The 13,769-nt window shown below is 74.6% G+C and carries 12 protein-coding genes; 7 read left to right on the top strand and 5 right to left on the bottom strand.

Translation table 11 applies throughout. From position 1 onward, the window contains the following. The first annotated feature begins 61 nt into the window (after positions 1-61). Entirely contained in the window at positions 62-1,240 is a 1,179-nt protein-coding gene (locus ABEE00_RS13755; RefSeq protein WP_345745702.1) for an ROK family protein, read from the top strand. Positions 1,241-1,360: 120 nt separating this feature from the next. On the opposite strand, the gene ABEE00_RS13750 is transcribed toward ABEE00_RS13755, so the two are convergent. Continuing rightward, positions 1,361-2,131: a GntR family transcriptional regulator gene (locus ABEE00_RS13750; protein ID WP_345745701.1), complete on the bottom strand. Its 771-nt coding sequence runs from the start codon at positions 2,129-2,131 to the stop codon at positions 1,361-1,363. Positions 2,132-2,434: 303 nt separating this feature from the next. Here ABEE00_RS13750 and ABEE00_RS13745 point away from each other — a divergent pair, with 303 nt between their 5' ends. Next, complete coding sequence (locus ABEE00_RS13745) at positions 2,435-3,190, top strand: SDR family NAD(P)-dependent oxidoreductase (protein WP_345745700.1); 756 nt, start codon at positions 2,435-2,437, stop codon at positions 3,188-3,190. A gap of 48 nt (positions 3,191-3,238) precedes the next feature. Here ABEE00_RS13745 and ABEE00_RS13740 read toward each other — a convergent pair whose 3' ends face one another. From ABEE00_RS13740 to sigJ, 4 genes are all read right to left on the bottom strand, one after another. Continuing rightward, entirely contained in the window at positions 3,239-3,703 is a 465-nt protein-coding gene (locus ABEE00_RS13740) for a phospholipase A2 (RefSeq protein ID WP_345745699.1), read from the bottom strand. 64 nt (positions 3,704-3,767) lie between these two features. Then, positions 3,768-5,429 carry an ABC-F family ATP-binding cassette domain-containing protein gene (locus ABEE00_RS13735; RefSeq protein WP_345745698.1) on the bottom strand — a complete coding sequence of 554 codons (1,662 nt, stop codon included), beginning with the start codon at positions 5,427-5,429 and terminating at the stop codon, positions 3,768-3,770. 599 nt (positions 5,430-6,028) lie between these two features. Next, positions 6,029-7,111, bottom strand: a complete 1,083-nt coding sequence (locus ABEE00_RS13730) for a saccharopine dehydrogenase NADP-binding domain-containing protein (RefSeq protein ID WP_345745697.1) — start codon at positions 7,109-7,111, stop codon at positions 6,029-6,031. Between the two features lie 222 nt (positions 7,112-7,333). Beyond that, complete coding sequence (gene sigJ / locus ABEE00_RS13725) at positions 7,334-8,242, bottom strand: RNA polymerase sigma factor SigJ (RefSeq protein WP_345745696.1); 909 nt, start codon at positions 8,240-8,242, stop codon at positions 7,334-7,336. Between the two features lie 194 nt (positions 8,243-8,436). On the opposite strand from sigJ, the gene ABEE00_RS13720 reads away from it, so the two are divergent. From ABEE00_RS13720 to ABEE00_RS13700, 5 genes are all read left to right on the top strand, one after another. Beyond that, a complete protein-coding gene (locus tag ABEE00_RS13720; RefSeq protein ID WP_345745695.1) occupies positions 8,437-9,318 on the top strand; it encodes an alpha/beta fold hydrolase in 882 nt (293 codons plus the stop codon). A gap of 146 nt (positions 9,319-9,464) precedes the next feature. Then, positions 9,465-11,078 carry an alkaline phosphatase D family protein gene (locus ABEE00_RS13715; protein WP_345745694.1) on the top strand — a complete coding sequence of 538 codons (1,614 nt, stop codon included), beginning with the start codon at positions 9,465-9,467 and terminating at the stop codon, positions 11,076-11,078. Between the two features lie 91 nt (positions 11,079-11,169). Beyond that, the gene (locus ABEE00_RS13710) at positions 11,170-11,727 is read left to right on the top strand and encodes a DUF1990 family protein (protein WP_345745693.1); all 558 of its coding nucleotides are present in this window, start codon (positions 11,170-11,172) and stop codon (positions 11,725-11,727) included. A 172-nt stretch (positions 11,728-11,899) separates the two neighbouring features. Beyond that, positions 11,900-13,237 carry a GNAT family N-acetyltransferase gene (locus ABEE00_RS13705; protein ID WP_451918574.1) on the top strand — a complete coding sequence of 446 codons (1,338 nt, stop codon included), beginning with the start codon at positions 11,900-11,902 and terminating at the stop codon, positions 13,235-13,237. 260 nt (positions 13,238-13,497) lie between these two features. After that, positions 13,498-13,623 (top strand): hypothetical protein, encoded by a 126-nt coding sequence (locus ABEE00_RS13700; RefSeq protein WP_345745691.1) that lies wholly within the window; start codon positions 13,498-13,500, stop codon positions 13,621-13,623. Positions 13,624-13,769 lie beyond the last annotated feature (146 nt).

The following is a 13,769-nucleotide window of genomic DNA, read 5'->3' as shown; positions in this document are numbered from 1 at the left end:
CCGCCGTACGCAGCGGATACGATCCGCCCCGTACGCACCGGCTGGAGGGAGGCGGTGGGCTTTGGCGAGTCTCACCGGCAGGGATCCGGCGCTGCTCCGGCGCATCAACTCGGCCGTCGTGCTGCGCGAGTTGCGCTCCCGCGTGGGCGGGGCCGCGGTGACGCTGACCGATCTGGCACAGGCCACGGGGCTGTCCAGGCCCACCCTGGAGGGCGTCGTCGAGGGCCTGGGCGAAGCGGGCCTGGTGGCCGTGGCCGAGGAGGAGGCGGAGGCGTCGGGCGCCGCGCGGCGCGGGCGGCCCGCGCGGCGGTTCAGGTTCAGGGCCGAGGCCGGGCATCTGCTGGGCGTGGAGATCGGCACCCGGCGCATCGCCGCCGTGCTGTCCGACCTCACGGGGCGTTCGCTGGGCACCGTCACCCGCGCGGTGGGCGAACAGGACGCGGCCGAGGACCGGTTGGAGCACGCCCTCGCCACCGTCGACGACCTGCTGGACCGCACCGGCGTGGAGCGCGGGGCGCTGCGCGCCGTGGGCGTGTGCACCCCGGGCATCGTGGAGGCGGACGGCACGGTACGGCTCGGCACCGCGCTGCCCGGCTGGACCGGGTTGCCGCTGGGCGAGCGCCTGGGCCGGTCCTTCCCCTGCCCCGTACTGGTGGAGAACGACGCCAACGCTGCCGTCCTGGCCGAGCACTGGCAGGGCGCGGCCCGCGGCGTCGAGGACGTGGTGATGGTGCTGGCCGGGCTGAGTCCCGGCGCGGGCTCGCTCATCGGCGGGCGGCTGCACCGGGGCTCGGGGGGCGCCGCAGGGGAGATAGGGGCGCTGCATCTGCTGGGCACCGAGGCGTACCCCGAGCATCTGCTGTCGGTGACGGGGGAACCGCTGCATCCGCTCGACGAGGCCGCCGTGGCGCGGGTGTTCGCGCACGCCAGGGAGGGCGACGAGCGCGCGATGCTGGCCGTCGACCGCTTCGTACGACGCCTCGTGCACGATGTCGCGGCGCTGGTGCTGGCGCTCGACCCGGAGCTCGTGGTGATCGGCGGCTGGGCCTCCGGCCTGGACGGCGTGCTGGAGCCGCTGCGCGGCGAGCTGTCCCGCTACTGCCTGCGCCCGCCGCGGGTCGCGCTGTCCGCGCTCGGCGACGCCGCGGTGACGCGGGGCGCGCTGCGGCTGGCCCTGGACCACGTGGAGGCCGAACTCTTCGCGCTGGAGGGCCCACCGGGCCCGGCCGCCACACGGTGAACCCGGACCCGGACGGGAAGCCCCGGCCGCGCGGCCGACTTCAACCGCACGGCCGACTGCAACCCCGCGACCGGGCCCAACCGCCGGACAGGCCTCAACCGCCGGACAGGCCGCGCGTCCTCAGCCCGCCAGCGCCGGTGCGCCGCTCTCCGCGAAGGTGAGGCGGCAGGTGTCGGCGCGGTACGTGGCGACGGCCACCGCCGCGGTGCGCCCGCGGGACACATAGCGGGTCGTGACCACCAGCACGGGCGCACCGGGAAGCCGGTCGAGCTGGCGCGCGTCGTCGGCGCGGGCAGAGCCGAGCTCCACCGTGCGCTCCTGGCCGTCGAGTTCGAGCCGCTGGAGCTCGCGCAGCACGGCCCGCGCGGCGGAACCGGCGGGAGCCCCGGGCTCCGTCTCGGAGTCGGGCAGCGCGGGCACCGAGGCGGCCGGTACATAGAGCAGTTCGGCGGCGACGGGCTGACCGTGCGTCACACGGGTGCGGCGCACGATGTGCACGGGGGTGCCGTCGCCCTCGTACCGCTCGCCGAGCATTCCGGCCACCGCCGCGGGCGGCGCGGTCTGCTCGTACGCCTCGGCGTGCCAGTCCTCGCCGGGCTGTCCCGGCCAGCCGTGCCCCTCGGGTCCTGACTCGGCGCCGACCTCGACGCCGAAGCGGGGCGGCGCGACGGTGGTGCCGACGCCGCGGCGGCGCTGCAGCCGCCCCTCCAGTTCGAGCTGCTCCAGCGCCTGCCTGAGGGTGGCGCGCGCGACGCCGAAACGGGCCGCCAGCTCCCGCTCGTTGGGCAGGATCTCGCCCACGGAGAACTCCGAGTCGAGCGCGTCGGAGAGGACGGTCTTCAGGTGCCAGTACTTCGGCTCCGGCACCGTCTCGAGCTGCGTGGTCCCCACCCTTGCCTCCGCACCTGTGGACTTCTGGTGTGTTCTGCGGCTGCGTGGCGCTGCCGCGTCCGCTGCAGTGCGCTGATATCGCGCGCTGCTTCTGTGTAGTTCTTTATTAAAGGTTGTTGCTTATGGCAGCGACCATAAGGCTCCCTTAACCCTTGGTCAATACCAATCCACCCCGTCCCGGCGGCCGTTCGCGACCCCGCATTGAGCCCCCTTCCGCTCCGCCCCTTCCGCTCCCCCGGGGCCGGTGCTTGAATGCGGATGATCGATCATTCGGGATCGGCGCAGGTCGTGGAGGCGAAGAGCATGGCAGAGCGGCGGAGGGTCACCCTCGTCACCGGCGGCGGGCGCGGCATCGGGGCGGCCACGGCGCTGCGCCTCGCACGCGACGGCCACCACCTCGGCGTCGGCTACACGCGCTCGCCCGGGCCGGCCGAGGAGGTCGCGGGGGCGGCGCGCGCACTGGGCGTGCGGGCCGTCCCCGTACGGCTCGACGTGAGCGTGCAGGAGGAGGTCGACGCGGCCTTCGACCTCGTACGCGACGAGCTGGGACCCGTCACCGGGCTGGTCAACAGCGCGGGGGTGACCGGCCCGTTGGGCGGCTTCACCGACACCTCGCCGGAGGTGATCCGGCGCGTGGTCGACGTGAACGTGACGGGCGCCCTGCTGTGCGCGCGGCGGGCGCTTCGGGAGATGTCCACGGCGCACGGGGGTGCGGGCGGGAGCATCGTAGCGATCGGCTCCAACGCGGCGACGACGGGCTCCCCCGGCGAGTACGTGCACTACGCCGCGAGCAAGGCCGCCGTCGACACGATGGTGATGGGGCTGGCCAAGGAGTTCGGGGCCGAGGGCGTGCGGGTCAACTGCGTGGCGCCCGGTGCCGTACTGACCGATATCCACGCGGAGATGGGCGATCCGGACCGCGCCTGGAAGAAGGCCGAGAGCATCCCGGTGCGCAGGCCCGGGGAGCCGGAGGAGATCGCCGACGCGGTGGGGTGGCTGATGTCGGACGAGGCGTCGTTCACGACGGGGGCAGTGCTGCGGGTGGCGGGCGGGGTGTGACCCCCGCCCACTCCGCCCGCGGGCCGGGGAGGCGGTGAGGGCCGCCGCTCAGTAGAACGCCTTGCCGCCGCCCGCCCGCACCGCGAGGTGGTACGCGTCGGCCGCCGCCAGACAGCCGTGCAGGCGCAGCGGCGTGGTGTAGGTGTCCTCGCAGATGTGCCGCATCTCGGTGCGGAAGCGCCCGTCGATCCAGCGCCGGGTCTCGCGGGTGGGGCTCAGCCTGAGCTCGTGGAGCGCGCCGTAGTTGCGGTACCCGAAGTCGTGCTGCACGCAGGCCGGCTCGAACACCTTGCGGTACGGCGTGTAGCCGGTGGGCACGGAGCAGCCGTCGTTGGTCCAGTTGAACGGGGCGACGTGCGGGGTGCGGGCGAACTCCGCATAACCGAGATTCATGATCCGGTCCGCCTGTTCCCGCACGGAGGGCGCGGCCGGGGCCGCGGGGGCGAGCGCCCCCAGGGCCCCGGTGGCGGCCAGGGTCAGTGAGGCAAGGGTGACGGGCAGTCGTGTGCGCATCGTCTCTCCAGGTCATCGGCTCGGGTGCATACCGGACCTGAGAACGAGGCGCGCCCACGGACGGTCACCACTCCTCACTCTCCGTCTCACCCACCTCCTCCCGCGTGGTCTCGCGCAGCACGCCGCCGTCCAGCAGCAGCCAGCGCGTGATGCCGAGCGCGTCCAGGAACGGCAGGTCGTGCGCCGCCACCAGCAGCGCGCCGCGGTAGGACTCCAGCGCGGTGCCGAGCCGGTGCACTCCGGCCAGGTCGAGGCCGTTGGTCGGCTCGTCCAGCATCAGGAGCTGGGGCGCGGGCTCGGCCAGCATCAGCGCGGCCAGCGTCGCGCGGAACCGTTCGCCGCCGGACAGCGTGCCGACGGGGCGGTCGGCCCCCTCCCCCTTGAACAGGAAGCGTGCCAGCCGCGCCCTGACCCGGTTGACCGGCACGCCGGGGGCGAAGCGCGCCACGTTGGCGGCGACGCTCTCCTCCTCGTCCAGCAGGTCGAGGCGCTGCGGCAGCAGGCGCAACGGCACCTCGGGGGTCACCTCGCCCGCTGCCGGGGCGAGTTCGCCCGCGATGGTGCGCAGCAGCGTCGTCTTGCCCGAGCCGTTGCGCCCGAGCAGCGCGACCCGCTCGGGCCCGCGCAGGGTGAACTCGCCCGGTACGCGCGCGCCGTGGGCGAGCGTGAGCCCGCGCAGCGTGAGGACGGTGCGGCCCGCCGGCACGGCCGTGTGCGGGAGGTCCACGCGGATCGCCTCGTCCTCGCGCAGCGCCCCGGCCGCCTCCTCCAGCCGCTCCCTGGCCTCCGACAGCCGCTCCTCGTGCAGGATGCGGTGCTTGCCGGCGGCGACCTGGGCCTCGCGTCTGCGCTGGGCCATGATGACCTTCGGCTCGCGCTTGGTGTCCCACTTCTTCTGGCCGAACCGCCTGCGGCGGGCCAGCCTCACGTGCGCCTCGGTGAGTTCGCGCCGCTGCCTGCGCAGATCGGACTCGGCGACCCGCACCCTGCGCGCGGCCGCCTCCTGCTCGACGGCCAGCGCCTCCTCGTACGCCGTGAAGCCGCCGCCGTGGAAGGTGAGGGCGCCGCCGCGCAGTTCGGCGATGCGGTCGGCGCGGTCCAGCAGGCGCCGGTCGTGTCCCGCCATGATCAGTACGCCCTGCCAGCCGTCGACCGCCGCGTACAGGCGCTCGCGTGCGTGCAGATCGAGGTTGTCGGTGGGCTCGTCCAGCAGCAGGACGCGGGGGTGCCGCAGCAGCAGGGCGGCCAGCCTGAGCAGCACGGTCTCCCCTCCCGACAGCTCGCCGAGCGTGCGGTCCAGGCCGATGTGGCCGAGGCCGAGCCCGGCGAGCGCGGCGCGGGCGCGCTCCTCCACGTCCCAGTCGTCGCCGACCGCGGCGAAGTGCTCGGCGCTCGCGTCGCCCGCCTCGATGGCGTGCAGCGCGGCGCGCGCCCCGGCGATGCCCAGCGCCCGGTCGACGCGGAGCGCGGTGTCGAGCGTGACGTTCTGCGGCAGGTGTTCGACCTCGCCGGAGACCCGTACGCCGCCCGCCGTGGGGCGCAGCAGGCCCGCGACGATCCGGAGCAGGGTGGACTTGCCCGAGCCGTTCGCGCCGATCAGCCCGGTGCGTCCAGGGCCGAAGACGGCGTCCAGGCCCTCGAACACGACCGTGCCGTCCGGCCATCGGCAGGTGAGGCCGTCGCAGACGACCGAGGCGGCGGGGATCGGGGACCGGGTGGAAGACATGGGCGCCTCGCGGATGCTCGGTGGGATGAGGGGATCGCGTACGGAACCTCGCGTGCGAGACCCGCGTACGGGACACCGAGCGGCACACCGGCGTGGCGGCATACGGCGGGGCGGGGTGGACGGCGAGCACGCCGCGCCCTCAACTGCCCGCAGGCACGGGCCTGTTGGAGCGAAGGCGAAGGGGCGGCTCAGGAGGCCGAGGCCGTGCACGCCCGGCTGCCGGAGAGGCGCGCGGCCTCCCGGCGGGGTGCGGTGTCCCGTGACCTCAGTGGAGCAACGTCCCTCTCCGATCGGCGGCGGCAGAAGCGTTCCCCAGCGTAGGCACCGCCGCGCACCCCGTCGAAGCCTTTTCCGCCGCGCACCCCGCGCCCCTTCCGCCGCCCGCCCCGCGCCCTTTCTCAGACTTCCCTCATGTACGTGTCAGGCGCACCTCATCCGCGCGGCGTGTACTGCCAATGCTCCCTCAGCGACGGGGGAACGGAGGGACACGTGGGCGCCGGTGCCGTGGGGGGCCGGCGCCCGCGGGGGTCACGCGCCGGGAGGGCGGGCGGCGGCACGGTGGTCGGCGGCCCGAGCGCACCCCGCGGCCGCCCATCCGCTCAGCGCCCCAGCACCGCGTCCCGCTCCGGGGTCACCTGCCATTCGGTGAGGCCGCGGGGCGCGAGGGTCTCCGGTACGTCGGCCAGGGTGGAGAGCTGCTCGATGTGGTGCACCCCGGGCGGCACGGCGCCCTCGTACATCCGGGCCGCCACCTGCGCGGCGACCAGGCCCGTGATGCGCGCCTGGGAGCGCGCGGTCAGGATGCGCACCGCCCTCCTGCCCTGGCGGTGCGCGTCGGCCCGTACCGCGAAGTCCTCGCCGCCCGCCGCCATCCGCGCGAGCGCCGCGCTCAGCACGCCGTCCAGGCGGGCCAGCCGCGCGGCGCGGAACACCCCCGCCCTGCGCAGCCCGAAGAGCAGGGCGGTCAGCGGTCCCGAGCCGATGCTGAGCCGCGTGGTCACGGCCGGGGTCCCCAGCGTGCGGCGCAGCGTGAACTGGTCGGAGAGCGGAAACGGGTGGTGGGTCCGCGTGCCGTGCGGCGGCGGCACGGTGACCCGCAACGGGCGCGCCCCGGCGGCACGTTCGGCCGCGGGCTCGGTGACGGTGCGGCACACCGCCTCCCTGCCGTGCTTCTCCCCCGCGCCGAGCAGCACCGAGAGGTCGATGCGCTCGGCGCCGCCGACCTCCTCGTGCACCCGCCGGGCCAGCAGGTTGGTGAGCCCGGGCGCGACGCCGACGCTGAGCACGGCCGAGGCCCCGTACGCGCGGGCGACGCCGTCGTACTGCTCGACCGCCCCGATCACGCGGCGGTCGGCCGTGACGTCGACCAGGCCGGTGCCGCGCTCGAAGAGCAGCGGCGCCGGGTGCTCCCGCGCGCTGCGCGGGGTGACGGCGAGGACCACCAAGCGGACGCCGCGCAGGGCGCGTTCGAGCGCGGCGCGGTCGGCGAGGTCGGCACGCGCGGCCAGCAGCCTGCCGTCGGAACCCGCGGCGAAGGCCGCAGCCTGCTCACCGTCGCGGCCCGCCACCACCACCCGGCCCGGCAGCAGTTCGCCCAGCGCGCGGGCGGCGGGCCTGCCCACCGCGCCATAGCCGCCGAGGACGAGCACACGGTCCCCGCGCGGTTCCGACAACTCCGTCATGGCGGCATCGCAGCAGTGCGGAAAAGCGCGGGCCACGCGGAGACGTGAATTCCCGATGGCCGGTGGAACAACGCCGCATTCCGGGGCACATCAGCATATCCGCGCGGCACGTGGACGCGCCGGAGCGCCCGCCTCCGCGCGTACGGCGCGCTGCCTCAGCACAGACCGAGCGCAGGCCGTACGCCGTGTCGGCGCACACACCCGGCGCTCCCCCGCCCCGCCCTACACGCTCAAGTGCGCCAGCTTGTCCGGGTTGGTGATCACGTACACGCACTGCACCCGGCCCTCCGCCACGTCCAGGACGAACGCGGCGACGGCGCGGCCCTGCCCGTGGGCGACGACCGCGGGGGCGCCGTTGAGCTCGGCGAAGCCGAAGCCCTCGGCGTACCGCTCGCCCTGCGTGCCGATCGCGGCGAGGAAGCGGCCCACCTTGTCGGCCGAGGTGATGACCCGCGGCGGCGCCTTGGCCTTGCCGCCGCTGTCGCCGATGAGGCGCGCGTCGGGCGCGAGCACCGAGAGCAGCCCCTCCAGATCGCCGCCGGTCGCCGCGGTCAGGAAGCGCTCGGTCAGGTCCCGTTGCTGCTCCGCGTCCACCTCGAAGCGGGGGCGGCGCTCGGCGACGTGCTTGCGCGCCCGCCCGGCGAGCTGCCGCACAGCGGGCTCCTCACGGTCCAGGGCCTCGGCGATCTCCGCGTACGGGAAGCCGAAGGCCTCGCGCAGCACGAACACCGCGCGCTCCAGCGGCGAGAGCGACTCAAGGACCACCAGCACGGCCAGCGAGACGGACTCGGTCAGCACGACGCGGTCGGCGCCCTCCGGCGGCGCCGTCCCGGCCATGTCGGTGGGCAGCGGCTCGGGCAGCCACTGGCCGACGTAGGTCTCACGGCGCGTCTGCGCCTGGCGCAGCCGGTCGATCGCCAGCCGCGTGGTGACCCGTACGAGGAAGGCGCGGGGATCGCGCACCGCCTCGCGCTCGGCGCCCGCCCAGCGCAGCCAGGCCTCCTGCACGGTGTCCTCGGCGTCGGCGACCCGGCCGAGCATCCGGTAGGCCACGCCCTCCAGTACGGGGCGGTGCTCCTCGAAGACGTCCGTTGCGGTCCCGCCGGGGGCCGCGCCCTCCTCGTCCGTCACGCGCTCATCCTCGTCACCCGCTCATCATGGCATCGGCACGCTGCGCCGACGGCAACCGCCTTCCCCGCAGGGGTCGTTGCTGACATCGTGTCCAAGAGAGGTGCCGCCGCCGGTCACCGCCGTACCGGCCCTGCGCCACCGCCCGCCCTACGGCCTCCGCCGTACGGTCCGATCCGCCCGAGGAGTGGTGTCCCATGCCCGCGATCGCCTCACCGCATCCGCCCGTCCGCGTCTCCGACTCCGTGGTCCGCGTCTCGGCCCCGGGCCTGCCGCCGTTCGAGGTGGTCTACGAACGGCGCGGCGACGGCGAGCCCGTGGTGCTGCTGCACGGCATCGGCCACCACTGGCAGGCCTGGGAGCCGGTCCTGAACGTCCTCTCCGCCTCGCACGACGTCATCGCGCCCGACCTCCCGGGCTTCGGCGTCTCGCCGCCGCTGCCCGACGGACTCTCGTACGAGATCGACAGCGTGGTCCCCGCGCTGGCCGCCGCCTTCGAGGCCCTGGGCGTGCGGCGCCCGCACGTGGTGGGCAACTCGCTGGGCGGGCTGCTGGCCCTGGAGCTCGGGCTGCACGGCCACGCGCGCTCGGTGACGGCCCTCTCCCCCGCGGGCTTCTGGGTGGACTGGGAACGGCGCTGGGCGTACGGGGTGCTGCTCGGCATGCGGGCCGGCGCCAAGTCGCTGCCCGAGCCCGCTGTGCGGCTGCTCGCCCGCAGCGCCGCCGGGCGCGCGGCGCTGACCAGCTCCATCTACGCGCGGCCCGGGCGGCGTTCGCCCGAGGCCGTGGTCGCGGAGACCCGCGCGCTGCGGGAGGCCACCGGCTTCGCGCCGACGCTGGCCGCGGGCCGCAGGCCCGACGCGCTCTTCGACGGCGACCTCGCGCACATCCCGGTCACGGTGGCCTGGGGCGACCGCGACATGCTGCTGCTCAAGCGCCAGGGCATCCGCGCCAAGAAGCTGCTCCCGCACGCCCGGCTGGTCCGGCTGCGCGGCTGCGGCCACGTCCCGATGAACGACGACCCGGCGACGGTGGCCAGGGTCATCGGCGACACGGTGCGGAGCGCCGCGGCGCGGTGACCTGCGGGCCGGGGTGCGGTGAGTGAGCGCTCTCGGCGTGGGGCTTATGCCGGATGCGGCGAGAGTGTTCACTGGGGCTTCTGTTCTGCGGCACGCGGAGCGGCTATATGTCGGCTTCGCGTACGACACAGAGGAGGCCCCCACCCATGACGCACCCGAAACACGAGGTCCACGACGACCGCGCGGCACGCCTGAATTCCTCGGCGCCCGCGCGGCGTTCCGTGCTGCGCGGCTCGCTCGCCGCCTCGGCGGCGCTGGCTGCCCCGGCGATCACCGGGGCAGCCCCGGCGCAGGCGCTCGGCGGGCGCCCGGCCGCCAAGTGGGGCGTGCAGGTGGGGGACGTGACCTCGTCCTCGGGGCTGGTGTGGGCGCGCGCCGACAGGCCCGCGCGAATGGTGGTGGAGACGGCGGCGACCGAGAGCTTCCGCGGCGCGCGGCGCTGGCACGGGCCGCTCATCGGGCCCGGCACGGACTTCACCGGGCGCACCCCGCTGCACGGCCTGCCCGCGGGTGAACAGGTCCACTACCGCGTGCTGCTGGCCGACCCCGATGACCCGCGGCGCACCGGCGAACCGGTCACCGGCACCTTCCGCACCGCGCCGGAGGGACGGCGCGCGGGGGTGCGCTTCGTGTGGTCGGGCGACCTGGCGGGCCAGGGCTGGGGCATCAACCCGGACCGCGGCGGCTACCGGATCTTCTCGGAGATGCGCGGCCTGGACCCGGACTTCTACCTCAACAGCGGCGACACCATCTACGCCGACAACCCCATCGAGGCGAAGGTGAAGCTCCCCGACGGCCGGGTCTGGCGGAACATCACCACCGAGGAGAAGTCCAAGGTCGCCGAGACGCTCAAGGAGTTCCGCGGGAACTTCCGCTACAACCTGCTGGACCACAATCTCCGCGACTTCAACGCGCAGGTGCCCACCCTGGTCCAGTGGGACGACCACGAGGTCACCAACAACTGGTATCCGGGCGAGATCCTGGACGACCCCAAGTACAAGGTGAAGGACGTGGACACGCTCGCCGCACGCGCGCGCCGCGCCTTCAGCGAGTACCACCCGGTGAGCACGCTGCCGCCGGAGGACGAGGACGGCCGCGTGTACCGCGTGGTGCACCGGGGGCCGCTGCTCGATGTGTTCCTGCTCGACATGCGCACGTACCGGAACGCCAACTCGCCCGGCAAGCAGGCACACGACCGGCAGGGCATCCTCGGCGAGCGGCAGCTTCGCTGGCTCAAGCGGGAGCTGTCCCGGTCCCGCGCGGTGTGGAAGGTGATCGCCTCCGACATGCCGCTGGGCCTGGTGATTCCGGACGGCGAGAGCGACTTCGAAGCGGTGGCGCAGGGCGACCCCGGCGCGCCGCTGGGCCGCGAGCTCCAGATCGCCGAGCTGCTGCGGCACATCAAGCACCGGCGGATCACCGGCACGGTGTGGCTGACCGCCGACGTGCACTACACCAGCGCGCAGCACTACCAGCCCTCGCGCGCGGGCTTCCAGGACTTCGCGCCGTTCTGGGAGTTCGTCTCGGGCCCCGTGCACGCGGGCGCCTTCCCCTCGGTGAAGCTGGACGGCACCTTCGGGCCCGAGCAGAAGTTCCTCAGCGCCCCGAAGCGCGCGAACGTCTCCCCCGCCGAGGGCGGCCAGCACTACGGCGGCGTCGAGATCGACGGCGGCAGCGGGGAGCTGACCGTCCGGCTGTACGAGGAGGGCCGGCGCGAGCTCTTCGTGAAGACCTTGCAGCCGGGGCTCGTGGGGCAGTGAGCCCCGTGGGCGAGTGAGCCCCGCTGGTGGGTGAGCGGGCCGGTGACCGCGCTGGGCGTCCTGTCAGTGGGCTGCGCGATACTCGGGCGGTGTGACGTACCAGCACCTCTCCGAACCGGCCGGCTTCACCTACCGCGACATAGGCGCGACCCGGGAGGGGCGCACCCCGGCGGGCTTCGGCGCGCTGGCGGTGCGCACCCGACTGGGCACGGGGGACGCGGTGTTCGCCGCGGCCGAGCGCGCGCTCATGGAGTGGCGGATGCACCGCGCCATGGGCGTGCGGATCGACGCGAGCGCGGAGCGCGCCGCACCGGGCGTGCGGGTCACGGTCGGGCTCGGCGTCGGGCCGCTGCGGGTGCACGGACCCTGCGAGGTGGTCTGGACGGTCTCCGGAGAGGACCGCGCGGGCTGGGCGTACGGCACGCTGCCCGGGCATCCGGAGTGCGGCGAGGAGGCGTTCCTGCTCACCCGCGAACGGCGGCGCGGCGCGCGCGGGCCCGGTACGGTGTGGCTCACGGTGTCCGCGTTCTCCCGGCCCGCGGTGTGGTGGGCGAGGGCGGCGGGTCCGCTGGTCCCGGTCTTCCAGCGGGCCTACGCGCACCGCTGCGGCACGGTCCTGCGGAGGCTCGCGACCGAGGCGGCCGCATAAAAAGGGCGTCAAGGCACATATGCATCCTTAACTCATCGGTCACAGAGCATTCTTGATCACGCAATACCTCTGCGTGAGGCTTGATGCCATGACAGAGAACCCGAGCTCCAGGAAATCCCCGCGCCCCCGCACGCCCCGCCAAGGGGGCCTGCTCGCCGCCCTGTTCGGCGCCATGGGCCGGACGCGGCACGCACACGGGCACACCGATTCGCCACCCGGGAACGACGGCCCCGGGCTCGATACCGGCGCCGCAGCGACCGGAGAGTCCTCCCCCGTACCGGGCGGAGAGACGTCGCTGTGGCGGATGCGCACGACCGTACGGGACGAGCCGGGCTCCCTCGCCGCGCTGTGCACCGCGCTGGCCCGGCACGCCACCGACATCCTCTCCCTCCAGACGCACCCGCTGGGCCTGCGCCCCGAGGAGCCGCGGGCCGGCGAGGAGCCGCCGACGGCCGCCGGAGAGCCGCTGACGGCCGGGTCGGCCGGGCGGTCGCGGGGCGCCGGTGAGCGCACCGTGGACGAGTTCCTGCTGCGCGCGCCGCGTGCGCTGGACGGCGACGCGCTGCGGCGGCTCGTGGCGGAGGCGGGCGGCGAGGACACCTGGCTGGAGCGCGCCGACGCGCACGACCTGGTGGACGCGCCCGCGCGGATGCTGTCCCTGGCCACCCGCACCGCGCTGGACGCCGCCGAACTGCCGCTGGCGCTGCGCGAGTTGCTGGGCCGCTGCACGCTCAAGTCGATCCCCGCGGTCTCCCCTTCGGGGCAGCCGCTTTCCGGGGAGATCCCGCCCGAGGGCGTGTGGGAGGACCACGTGCTGCGGCTGCCCGACCCCTCCGGCGGGCAGATCGTGATCGAGCGGCCGCACCTGCCGTTCACGCCCACGGAGTTCGCCCGCGCCCGCGCGCTGGTCGAGCTGGACGCGCGGCTGGGCCAGCGGCTGCCGCGCCGGAGGGACGCGCTGACCCTGCCGGAGGGCCAGGAGATCACCGTGCGCCGGGCCGACACCCGGGACCTGGAGGCGGCCCGCGCGATGCACGAGCGCTGCTCGCGGCGCACCCTCTCGCTGCGCTACCACGGCCCGGTCGGGGACGCCGACCGCTACCTCAACCACCTGCTCTCGCCCCGCTTCGGGCGCACCCTGGCCGTGGAGACCGCCTCGGGACGGCTGGTCGCGCTGGGGCATCTGCTGTGGGACGGCGAGGAGTCGGAGGCGGCGCTGCTGGTCGAGGATGACTGGCAGCAGCGCGGCATCGGCGCCGAACTCCTGCGCCGGCTGGTCGCGCTGGCCGCCGAGGCCCGCTCGGAGTGCGTGTACGCGGTGACCCAGGCGTCCAACACCGGCATGGTCGCGGCCATGCGGGGGCTGGGACTTCCGCTGGACTACCAGGTGGAGGAGGGCACCCTGGTGATCACCGCGCGGCTGGCGAGGAGCGGCGCGGTCGAGGGCGGCCCGGCGGGGAGCGTCGGCGGCGGAGCGGAGGAGAACGCGGCGCCGGCCGAACGCGGCTGACGCGGCATCAGGCGGCTCGTGGGCCCGCGGTCCGTGGATCGCGGGCCCCCTCTGCTACCCGGCCCACACCCCACAAACCTGATTTCTTTCGAATGTGACGCGCTACACACCCGTTCGATGCTGCGTTACCAGAGGTTTCGGTGCACTCTGGTGGTGTGCCGGAAGAAAGGCACCCGCGCCGCGCGCGCGGGGTGGCCTTCATGACCCGGCCGCATTCCGGGTAACAACCGTCTCCAGTCTCTTATCCCTTGGAGTCCGCTATGACCTCGATGTGGGCTGCTCTCTCCCTCGAAGCGCTCGTGCTGTTCGGCGCGACCAGTGCCGTCGTCAGCGTGCTGCGCAACCGTCTCCGCGGTGCCGCCGCCGCGCAAACGCCGCAGGGATAAGACCAGGGGCCCGGCGGTCAACTCGCCGGTGGCGCACCGCAGTCGGGGTGCTTTCACCCTCCACGCACTCGGTGCCGCACACCCCACCGGTCCGCCGGGCCGGCTCCCCGTGCTCCCGTACGAGCCTTTTCCACCGCGATCCGTAT

The organism is Streptomyces odontomachicola (assembly GCF_039605595.1).
GTDB lineage: Bacteria > Actinomycetota > Actinomycetes > Streptomycetales > Streptomycetaceae > Streptomyces.
Note: the sequence above shows the minus strand (reverse complement) of the source record. Positions and strands in the feature narration are given on the sequence as shown.

Excerpts from the sequence above, each read along its gene's own strand:
- ABEE00_RS13745 (WP_345745700.1), top strand. The coding sequence starts at position 2,435 with ATGGCAGAGCGGCGGAGGGTCACCCTCGTCACCGGCGGCGGGCGCGGC.
- ABEE00_RS13740 (WP_345745699.1), bottom strand. The coding sequence starts at position 3,703 with ATGCGCACACGACTGCCCGTCACCCTTGCCTCACTGACCCTGGCCGCC.
- ABEE00_RS13735 (WP_345745698.1), bottom strand. The coding sequence starts at position 5,429 with ATGTCTTCCACCCGGTCCCCGATCCCCGCCGCCTCGGTCGTCTGCGAC.
- ABEE00_RS13730 (WP_345745697.1), bottom strand. The coding sequence starts at position 7,111 with ATGACGGAGTTGTCGGAACCGCGCGGGGACCGTGTGCTCGTCCTCGGC.
- ABEE00_RS13720 (WP_345745695.1), top strand. The coding sequence starts at position 8,437 with ATGCCCGCGATCGCCTCACCGCATCCGCCCGTCCGCGTCTCCGACTCC.
- ABEE00_RS13715 (WP_345745694.1), top strand. The coding sequence starts at position 9,465 with ATGACGCACCCGAAACACGAGGTCCACGACGACCGCGCGGCACGCCTG.
- ABEE00_RS13705 (WP_451918574.1), top strand. The coding sequence starts at position 11,900 with ATGGGCCGGACGCGGCACGCACACGGGCACACCGATTCGCCACCCGGG.
- ABEE00_RS13700 (WP_345745691.1), top strand. The coding sequence starts at position 13,498 with ATGACCTCGATGTGGGCTGCTCTCTCCCTCGAAGCGCTCGTGCTGTTC.